General features: G+C 65.3%; 8 protein-coding genes. All 8 read left to right on the top strand.

Features of this window, described 5'->3' with window-relative positions; translation table 11 throughout:
* The first annotated feature begins 633 nt into the window (after positions 1-633).
* The 8 genes from ACFWYE_RS15040 (at position 634) to ACFWYE_RS15005 (ending at position 7,858) form a co-directional block, all read left to right on the top strand.
* Positions 634-1,407, top strand: a complete 774-nt coding sequence (locus ACFWYE_RS15040; RefSeq protein WP_379063906.1) for a hypothetical protein — start codon at positions 634-636, stop codon at positions 1,405-1,407.
* Positions 1,408-1,409: 2 nt separating this feature from the next.
* The gene (locus ACFWYE_RS15035; protein WP_379112363.1) at positions 1,410-2,120 is read left to right on the top strand and encodes a hypothetical protein; all 711 of its coding nucleotides are present in this window, start codon (positions 1,410-1,412) and stop codon (positions 2,118-2,120) included.
* Between the two features lie 11 nt (positions 2,121-2,131).
* Positions 2,132-3,742 (top strand): hypothetical protein, encoded by a 1,611-nt coding sequence (locus tag ACFWYE_RS15030; RefSeq protein ID WP_379112362.1) that lies wholly within the window; start codon positions 2,132-2,134, stop codon positions 3,740-3,742.
* A 12-nt stretch (positions 3,743-3,754) separates the two neighbouring features.
* The gene (locus ACFWYE_RS15025; protein WP_379112360.1) at positions 3,755-4,216 is read left to right on the top strand and encodes an N-acetyltransferase; all 462 of its coding nucleotides are present in this window, start codon (positions 3,755-3,757) and stop codon (positions 4,214-4,216) included.
* Positions 4,209-5,594: a tail fiber domain-containing protein gene (locus ACFWYE_RS15020; protein ID WP_379112358.1), complete on the top strand. Its 1,386-nt coding sequence runs from the start codon at positions 4,209-4,211 to the stop codon at positions 5,592-5,594. Before ACFWYE_RS15025 ends, ACFWYE_RS15020 begins: the two co-directional genes overlap by 8 nt.
* Positions 5,588-5,833 carry a hypothetical protein gene (locus ACFWYE_RS15015; RefSeq protein WP_379112356.1) on the top strand — a complete coding sequence of 82 codons (246 nt, stop codon included), beginning with the start codon at positions 5,588-5,590 and terminating at the stop codon, positions 5,831-5,833. The genes ACFWYE_RS15020 and ACFWYE_RS15015 overlap by 7 nt, the downstream gene beginning before the upstream one ends.
* Positions 5,833-6,915: a hypothetical protein gene (locus ACFWYE_RS15010; protein WP_379112355.1), complete on the top strand. Its 1,083-nt coding sequence runs from the start codon at positions 5,833-5,835 to the stop codon at positions 6,913-6,915. The genes ACFWYE_RS15015 and ACFWYE_RS15010 overlap by 1 nt, the downstream gene beginning before the upstream one ends.
* Before the next feature lie 121 nt (positions 6,916-7,036).
* On the top strand, positions 7,037-7,858 hold the full coding sequence (locus tag ACFWYE_RS15005) for a hypothetical protein (RefSeq protein WP_379112353.1): 822 nt from the start codon (positions 7,037-7,039) through the stop codon (positions 7,856-7,858).
* Positions 7,859-7,933 lie beyond the last annotated feature (75 nt).

Below are 7,933 nucleotides of genomic sequence, written 5' to 3'. Positions count from 1 at the left end.
ACCTCGCGCTGTCGCCGCTGCGCGGCTCGCTCCGGACGGGGCGCGCCACAAGGCGCGGCGCACGGTCGTGCTCGCGGTCCCTGACCGTATCCTAACGCTGTTCGTCCTCGCGCTGTCGCCGCTGCGCGGCTCGCTCCGGACGGGGCGCGCCACAAGGCGCGGCGCACGGTCGTGCTCGCGGTCCCTGACCGTATCCTAACGCCGTTCGTCCTCGCGCTGTCGCCGCTACGCGGCTCGCTCCGGACCGGGCGCGCCACAAGGCGCGGCGCACGGTCGTGCTCGCGGTCCCTGACCGTATCCTAACGCTGTTCGTCCTCGCGCTGTCGCCGCTACGCGGCTCCCCCTGCCCCTGCCGACCCATCGCTCCCCGGCTGGGCACGGCATCGGGCGCGAAGGCCCCCTCTCCGTCACTGCTCCTCCGGCGGCTAAGCGGCCACAAGCGCCACCGCTTGAGCTGCAGTTCATCGCCCCTGCCAAAGGCGGGGGAGAGGTGGCTCGGCAAAATCGGGATGGAGAGGGGGACCTTATGCGCAGCAAGGCTGAGAGGTCGACCGGACACAGCAGACATCAACATCAGAGGCGGGCCTTCGGGCCCGCCTCCCTCCTATCCGCTCACCTTCCAAGGAGGCCACCATGGCTGAGAACGACAAGCCGGTCATTCGACTGATCGGTTTCAGGACCACCTATGAAAAGCTGCCGGTGCGCAGCACCGATCCGCTCGCGGACAAGGCCGACCCGCAGGGCTTCCTGCTGAACGCGGCCGGCAAGCGCCTGATCGAGCCGCAGGAGGTCGACTGGGCGATCTACGCGCCCGGCCACAGCCCGCTCGGCACGCATACGGTGGAGCGCGTCAAGCACCTCATCCCCGATCCCGATCGCCATGGCGACGACCTCGACGGCACCAAGCTCGCCTTCATGACCGCGCGCTGGGAGAAGATCCGGCCGGCCTACGAAGCCTGGAAGGCCGGCAAGGAGATCCCGACCTCGGGCACGCCGCTGACGGCCTGGCCGGCGCTCAACGAAGAGCAGGTCAGGATCTTCCGCCAGGTCGGCATCCAGTCGGTCGAGGAGATCCGTGATCTCGCCGAAACGCAGATCGGGCGCGTGCCGCTGCCCAGCATGCGCGACCTGATCAAACAGGCGGCCGTGTTCCTGGGCAATCTCGACAGTTCGGCCGCCGCCGAGCGCGAAGCCAAGAAGGACGAGGAGATCAGCGACCTGAAGGAGCGCTTGATGGAGCTGGAAAAGCTGCTGGACAGCCGCGCCAAACCTGCCCCGGCTCATGTCGAAGTTCCAGCGAGCGAGGAGCTGACCAGCCTGCGCGCTCAACTCGACGCCAAGGGCATAGACTATGACCGGCGCTGGGCGGCACCGAAGTTGCGCGCGGCGCTGACCGAGGCAGCCTGACCATGGCGATCGGCGACGTGCTCAAGGAAGTCTGCGTGGCGGTGGGCGAAGCCATTCCGCCCGCCTTCTTCTCGACGGCGGCAGGCACCACCAGGACGTGGCAGCAGCTGCAGCTGCTGGCCAACGAGGCTGCCCGGCTGATCGCCGGCGGCTTCGACTGGCAGGTGCTGCGCAAGGTCGCCGAGATCTCCGGCAACGGCACGGCCGAAGGCTTCGATTTGCCGGCGAGCTTTTCGCGCATGCTGAAGAAGGCAAACCTGTGGTCGTCGCGCTATCGCTGGGACATGACCCATATCGTCGACAGCGACGACTGGCTGTCGTTCGAGTTCACGACGATCGCGCCGCTCGCCGGCGCATGGACCATGCATGGCGGGCAGATGCACATCCAGCCGGTGATGGCGGCAGGCGAGAAGGCGAAATTCTTCTACATCTCGAAACAGATCGTGCGAGCAAGCGACGGCACGCCGAAAGCCGCCTTCACGGCGGACGAGGACACGTTCCTGCTCGACGAGCGCCTGCTGCGCCTGGCGATCATCGCGCTGTGGAAGCAGTTGCAGGCACAGGACTTCGCGGCGGAACTTTCCGACTACGAAATCGCCTTCGACCAGGCCAGCGACAGCGACGGCGGTTCGAAACCAGTGCTGTCGGGCAACCTGCCGGTGAGCCGGAACGGCCGCATCACATGGCCGGGCACGGTGACGGGACAGGGCTGAGGGGCAGACCGATGAAAAGCGCCACTCTCGCACGGCTGGCACAACCGGCCCGTACCCGCCGCGCGCAGATGACCACCCTGCCCGCGCCGATGGCCGGCTGGTTCACCGCCGGCAACCTGGCCTCGATGCCGCAAGGCACCGCCATGCGGCTCGAGAACTGGCGCCCGACCAACACCGGCATCGTGCAGCGCGGCGGCAGCAAGACGCGCGCCACGATCTCGGACGGAACGAAGCCGGTCGAGAGCTTCATCTCCTACAACGCCACGCAGAAGAAGCTGTTCGCGGCGACGCGCACGGACATCTTCGACGTGACGACGGTGGCCAATCCGAACGTGCCGCCACCGGCGGCAGTATCGGGGCAGACGAGCGGCTACTATTCCTTCGTCAACTTCACCACCTCGGGTGACGAATACCTGACCGCAGTGAACGGCACCGATGCGCTGCTGCTCTATCATCCGAGCAGCGGCTGGAAGAAGATCACCGACACGTCGAGCCCGGCCATCACCGGCGGTTCGACGGCGACGCTCTCCTTCGTGTGGGTGTACCGCAACCGGCAGTTCTTCATCGAGGGCGGCGGGCTCAGGGCACGCTACCTGCCCGTCGCCAGCATTGCCGGGGCGCTCGGCACCATCGACCTGAACGGCGTGTTCCAGCGCGGCGGCTCACTGATGTTCGGCGCATCCTGGTCGGTCGATGCCGGCGACGGCCTTGACGACAAATGCGTGTTCGTCACCAACCAGGGCGAGATCGCCGTCTACCAGGGCGGCGATCCGGCAACGGCGGCGGGCTTCGTGCTGGTCGGCCGTTACGACCTCGCCCGGCCGCTCGGCCCACGCGCCACGATGCGCGTGGGTGGGGATCTGCTGATCGCAACCGAGATGGGCCTGCTGCCGCTGTCCCAGGCGATCACCAAGGACATCTCCGTGCTGGACCAGTCCTCCGTCAGCCGGGCGATTTCGCCGGACTGGCGCAGGGAAGCCAAGGCACGGCGGTCGCTGCCGTGGGAGATCGTCAAATGGCCGGAACGCGCCTATGCCATCATCAGCCTGCCGGTGACCAACGGAAGCCAGCAGGGCCTGTGCTATGTGCTGAACACCGAAACCGGTGCCTGGTGCACTTTCACCGGCTGGGATGCGCGCTGCCTGATCTTCCACAATGGCGAAGTGGTGTTCGGCACGAACAAGGGCAAGGTCAAGGACACCGAAGTCACCGGCACCGATGACGGCGTGCCGATCTACTACACCTGTGTCGCCAATCCCGACCATCTCGAGACATCTGGCGTGCTGAAGACGATCCTGCAGGCGCAGGCGACGCTGAAACGGGCGACGCCGAACGAGATCCAGCTTTCCGGCTCGACGGACTATCGCGTCAAGCTGCCGGCGCCGCCCAATCCCGCCCCGGACGTTCCGCCTGTCGGCATCTGGGGATCCGGCCGCTGGGACCAGGCGCTGTGGGACGCGACGATGGCGAGTGCCTTTCCCGACATCGTCAAGACCAGCATCGGCATGACCGGCTATGTCTTCCAGTGGCAGTTGCAGGTGACCGGCGCGCAATCCTCGGCGCCGATGGTCGAGCTGGTCAGCGTCGACGTGTCGTTCGAAACGGGCGCGCCGGCGCTTTAGGGCCGTCCATCGATGCAACCGTTCTGGGGCCATGACGAGGCCGTGGCGGCATGGGTCGCCCGGCACATACCAGGCTGCGAGCGCGGCTTCGAGACGTGTCGCGCCATGGGCGTGCTCGACGGCGAAAAACTCGTCGCCGGCATTGTCTATCACAACTGGGAACCGGAACATGGCGTCATCGAGATCTCCGGCGCGGCCGACACGCCGCGCTGGCTGACAAGGCCGGTGCTCTGGCAGATGTTTTCCTACCCCTTTGTCGGCATCGGCTGCCAGATGCTGCTGATGCGCGTTTCGCAGCGCAACGAACAGTGGAACGGGCGCGGACTGCCGCGCCTGCTCAAAGCCTACGGCTTCGACAGACACACCATCCCCCGCCTCTACGGCCGGCACGAAGACGGGCACGTCTTCGCGCTGACCGACGACGCCTGGCGGGCCAACGGATTTCACAGGAAGGAGCTTGCTGCCAATGGGTAAGCCGAAAGCACCGACGCCGCCCGATCCGAAAGAAACGGCAGCCGCGCAGACGGGCACCAATGTGTCGACGTCGATCGCCAATGCCGCACTCGGCAACGTCAACCAGGTCACGCCCTACGGCAACCTGACCTACAACCAGTCGGGAACACACAAGTTCACCGACCCGACCACGGGCAAGACGATCGATGTTCCCACCTACACGGCGACGCAGACGCTGAGCCCGTCGCAGCAGGCTATCTTCGATCAGTCGCAGCAGGCGCAAGGCAATCTCGCGAAGATCGGCAACCAGCAATCCGCGTTCCTTGCCGACTACCTGAACAAGCCGATGGACTTCAGCAACCTGCCTGCCGGCGGCGATGCGTCCAAGATCGGCACGCAACAATACCAGCAGTTCCAGTCCGGACCGCAGTTGAACACGCAGATCGCCGATGCCGGGCAGATCACCAAGGACTACGGGCCGAAGGACGGCTACGCTAGCAACACGCAGGAAGTGCGGGACGCGATGTTCTCGCGTCTCAACCCGGAACTCGACCGGCAGCGTGCCTCGCTGGAAACCTCGCTGGCCAACCAGGGCATCCGCATCGGCTCCACCGCCTATGACACGGCGATGAACCAGTTCAACCAGGGCGTGAACGACCAGCGCACGTCGGTGCTGCTGGCATCCGGCCAGGAACAGAGCCGGCTTGCCAATCTCGACGCGCAGCGCGCCGGCTTCCAGAACGCCGCGCAACAGCAGCAGTTCATGCAGAACAGTGCGCAGGGCGAATTCGGCAACACCGCCAGACAGCAGATGTTCCAGAACCAGAACAGCGTGACCGGGCAGAACAACGCGCTGCAGGACCAGCGCATGAATGCCCAGCTCGCGCAGTTCAACGCCGCCAACCAGCAGCGGCAGATGGCGCTGCAGGAAGCCTATGCGCGGCGAGCCCAGCCGATCAACGAAATCACCTCGCTGCTGTCCGGCGCGCAGGTGCAGAACCCGAACTTCGTCAACACCAACATGCCGAACATTCCGACCGTGGATTATGCCGGCCTGGTCAATCAGAACTACAACCAGAAGCTCGGCATCTACAACCAGCAGGTGGCGGCGCAGAACAGCCTTTTCGGCGGCCTTTTCGGCCTTGGCGCTTCGGCGATCATGAAGTCCGACCGCAGGGCCAAGAAGGACATCAGGAAGCGCGGCCGCATTGATGGCACCAACATCTACGAGTTCCGCTACCGTGGCGAGGACAGCGATGCGCCCAAGCATGTCGGGGTGATGGCGCAGGACGTGGAGAAGACGCACCCTGGCGCGGTGATCGAGGTCGGCGGCGTCAAGCATGTCGACTACGCCAAGGTGCTTCCCGGCCTGTTCGGACTGGGGCAGGCATCATGGTGAACTTCATCTTCGACGGCAACAAGCCGCGCCCGCCGATGACGCCGGAAGAACAGAGCCAGGCGCAGATGGCGCTGGCCACCAACATGCCGACGGACATCGGCAGCGGCCTCTCGGCGATCGGCCAGGCGCTGATCTACCGCCAGAACAGGGACGGCAGCTTCCCGCCGGCTCCGGGCGCCAGCCCGCTGTCGGGGCTTTTCGGCCTCGGCCTCCAACGCAGCGAAAGGATCCCGCTCTGATGACCCTTTCCTTCATCTTCGGCAAAGGCCAGCAATACGAAACGCCCGAAGAGCTGGCGAAAGCGCGGGCCTCGGCCAACAGCCTGCTGACCGACCAGCCGATGCCGACCGATCTCGGCTCGGGTCTGAACGCCATCGGCCGGGCATTGCTCTATCGCGCGATGATGAGCGATATCCGTGCCAGCGAGAAAGCCGGCCGCGACAGTGCCACGGCCGCCTTCAATCCGATTGCCGGCGCGATGAGTGGTCCCGGCGCCTTCCCACCGCCTCCGGGCGGAGCGTCCAAGGTCGCGCAGGCACTGGCCGGCAGGCCGATTCCGAAACCCGACAACCCGAATGCGCCGAGCCGGTTCGATTTCGCGAGAGCGGACGCGGCGGGAGCAGCCACCGATGATGGCGGGCTACCGGACGTGCCGACGATGGAAGCCTATATCCGCCAGTCAGCCGGGCAGCGCGGCATCGATCCCGACGTCGCGGTGCGCGTGGCACGCTCGGAAGGGCTTCAGCACGGAACCTGGCAGTCGAACGTCACCAGGAAAGGCGTGCGCGAGCCGAGCTACGGGCCATACCAGCTTCTCGTCGGCGGCAAGGGAACGGGTTTCCCGGAAGGCGTCGGCAATCGCTTCATCGATGCCACCGGTCTCGATCCGGCCGACACGGCCAACTGGCGGCAAGGCATCGATTTCGCCCTCGATACAGCCGGAAAACAGGGCTGGGGACAATGGTACGGTTCCAGGGCAGCGGGTATCAGTCCGTTCCAGGGGATCGGAACTGCCGGGCCTGCCGCTTCTGGCACGCAGGCGCCAAGGTCAATGCAAGACCTCCCGGTTCCCGGAGTTGCGCGAACGGCGCCTCAACCCGCAGCGATGCAGCAAGGCAACGCGCCCGCGCAGCCTCCGCAGGGCGATCAGTTCGACCTGTCACAACTTCCCGCCGCCGCCGGAGGCACCACGGATACATTCAACGCGTCGAAAGGGCCGACGCTACCGATGCTGCTCAACGCGCTGCAAAATCCCTGGCTGAACACAACGCAGCGCGGGTTGGTGGAGCGCGAGATCCAGCGCGTCAGTGGCTCGCGCTAGCGATCCTTGCTGGAACCACAGCAGGAGCGCGTCTTGTCCGATGCACTCAGGCGCACGCCCCGAAGCCCGCACCCAGAACCGATCCTGGAAATGAACAATACAAACCTGGAGATCACTGCAAATGGTAACCGCTGACGAAGCCCGACGCGAGCTGGCACGCCGAGAACTGCAGAGCAGGCGCGCGCAACAGGGAAGCCGGCCCGCGCCGGCTGACGACTATGGCAACAGCTGGTTCGCCCAGCTCACATCCGGTGCCAATGAAGGAATCGCCAAGACATTGGGGGCACCAGTCGACCTGACCAACAACTACATCGTCGGCCCGGCAATGCATGGCATCAATGCCATCGCGGGTACGGATTTCCAGCCTTCGCCAGAACCTTTCGGCGGTAGTGCCGGCCTGCTGCGCAGCCTCGAAGAGATCGGATCGATCAAACCACCAACGGATGATCCCGACAAGCAGCTCGGTCGACGACTGTCCGAAGAAGCTATCAGCGCGCTTCTTACCAGCATGGGTGGCATCGCAAAGGCCGAAGCGCCAATCCGCGAGACGTTGAAGGCCCTCTACAGCGGGCTTGGAAGCGGTGCCGGCGCCGCCTTTGCAGACTATGTTGCGCCCGACAACGCTTACGCCGAACTTCTCGGCAAATTCATTGGAGGACGGATCGGAAATGTCCCGTTTGAAATGGGCGGCCGTGCTGCCAGGCCGGTCTACGAAGCCGTTCCAGAGCTTGAGAAGCGGCAGGCGTTGCTGGAGGCAATGTACGAAAAAGCCGGCGATTTAGCGTCCCTGTCCGCGCCGGCCGCAGTGGACTATGTGAGACGGGCCTTCAAAGGTCCCTCTGTGATGAAGAGGCCGCGGCCAATGGAGCCTTTCAGGAAAGCCACCGGAAATCCCGTCTACGACGCGCTGACCGGTGGCCGGCCAACGGCTACCGCCGATTGAGCCGGTTGCCGTACCAGTTCTTGGCGTACCCGGCCACGCATCCCCAGAAGAAGGAAACGACGGCAGTCGAAATCG

This window comes from Mesorhizobium sp. NPDC059025 (assembly GCF_042739655.1).
In the GTDB taxonomy this organism is placed as follows: Bacteria; Pseudomonadota; Alphaproteobacteria; order Rhizobiales; family Rhizobiaceae; genus Mesorhizobium.
The sequence above is the reverse complement of the archived record's forward strand: the minus strand, read 5'-3'. Positions and strand labels throughout refer to the sequence as shown.